The organism is Nguyenibacter vanlangensis, assembly GCF_013376155.1.
Taxonomy (GTDB): Bacteria; Pseudomonadota; Alphaproteobacteria; order Acetobacterales; family Acetobacteraceae; genus Gluconacetobacter; species Gluconacetobacter vanlangensis.
Window position 1 is genome coordinate 1 of sequence record NZ_JABXXP010000581.1, and the last position, 1,774, is coordinate 1,774.

Consider the following 1,774-nt stretch of genomic DNA (forward strand, 5'->3'; position numbering starts at 1 on the left):
GCCCGTCCGCGCGGCGGGATAGCAGGGGAAAGGCGCTTTCGACCGACGGGCCGCCGGCGGGGCCGGGATGGACCGGCAGGCCGGCCGGCTTGTCGATGACGAGGAAGCGGCTGTCCTGGAACAGGATCGGAAACGGCGGCGCGGATTTCGGGGCGGCGGCCCCCGGTGCCGGGCGCGGGCGCCCCAGGGAGCGTCCCAGGGCGCGGGTCATTCGTCGTCGTCGGTGCGGCGCAGCAGCACCTCGCGCTTGCCGACATGGTTCGCCGGGCTGACGATGCCTTCCTTTTCCATCTGCTCGATGATCTTGGCCGCGCGGTTATAGCCGATCGACAGATGGCGCTGGATGAACGAGGTCGAGGCCTTGCCCTCGCGCGCCACCACGGCCACCGCCTGGTCGAACAGGCTGGTTTCCTCGTCGAAGCCGCCGCCGTTCAGCCCGTTGCCCGAGGATTTGCCGCCGCCGCCGCCGCCGCCCCCGCCATCCTCGTCCTGGGCCGAGATGACGTCGTCGTTATAGATCGGCTCGCCCTGGCTGCGCAGGAAGGCGACCACGTCCTCGACCTCGCTGTCGGCGACGAAGGGGCCATGGACGCGGGTGATGCGGCCGCCGCCCTGCATGTACAGCATGTCGCCCTGCCCCAGCAATTGCTCGGCGCCCTGCTCGCCCAGGATGGTGCGGCTGTCGAACTTGCTGATGACCTGGAACGAGATGCGGGTCGGGAAATTGGCCTTGATGGTGCCGGTGATCACGTCCACCGACGGGCGCTGCGTCGCCATGATGACATGGATGCCCGCGGCGCGGGCCTTCTGCGCCAGGCGCTGGACCGCGGCCTCGATCTCCTTGCCTGCGACCATCATCAGGTCGGCCATTTCGTCGATCACCACCACGATATAGGGCAGCGAGTCGAGCGCCAACTGCTGTTCCTCAAAGGTCGGGCGGCCGGTCTCGGGGTCGTAGCCGGTCTGGACACGGCGGCTGACGACCTCGCCGCGCATCCGGGCCTCGGCCACGCGTTCGTTGTAGCTGCCGATATTGCGGACCTGCAGGTGCGACATGGCGCGGTAGCGGCGGTCCATTTCGCGCACCGTCCATTTCAGCGCGGCCACCGCCTTGGCCGGCTCGGTGACCACCGGCGTCATCAGATGGGGAATGCCCTCGTAGATCGACAGTTCCAGGATTTTGGGGTCGATCAGGATCAGCCGGCATTCGTCGGGCGACAGCCGGTAGAGCAGGGACAGGATCATGGCGTTGACGCCCACCGACTTGCCCGAGCCGGTGGTGCCGGCGATCAGCAGGTGCGGCATGCGCGCCAGGTCGCCATAGACCGGCGCGCCGGAAATATCCTTGCCCAGCGCCAGGCTGAGCCGCGACATGGACTGGGTCCAGGCCGCGTCATGGAACAGCTCGGACAGATACACCGTCTCGCGCCGGGCATTGGGGACCTCGATGCCGATCACGTTGCGGCCCGGCACGGTGGCGATGCGCACGCTGAGCACCGACAGCGAGCGCGCGACGTCGTCGGCCAGGCCGATCACCCGGGCCGAGCGGATGCCCGGCGCGGGTTCGAGTTCGTACAGCGTGACGACCGGCCCGGCATGGATCTCGCCGATCCGCCCCTGCACGCCGTAATCGGACAGCACGGTTTCCAGCAGGCGGGCATTGGCCTGCAGCATGTCCTGCGACGGGCCGGTCTGGCCGTGCGGCGGCGCGGCCTTCAGCAGCCTGACCGACGGCAATTGCCACGGCGCGCCGGCATCAGGCGGCGGGGGGTAT

General features: G+C 69.1%; 1 protein-coding gene and 1 pseudogene. Both read right to left on the reverse strand.

Going from position 1 to position 1,774, the window contains the following annotated elements:
• Window positions 1-211, reverse strand: a pseudogene (locus tag HUK84_RS23310) (hypothetical protein); the annotation flags it as partial.
• Window positions 208-1,774, reverse strand: a 1,567-nt coding sequence (locus HUK84_RS16900; protein WP_281362841.1) for a DNA translocase FtsK, incomplete at its 5' end; no start/stop codon positions are given. The pseudogene HUK84_RS23310 and the gene HUK84_RS16900, both read right to left, overlap by 4 nt.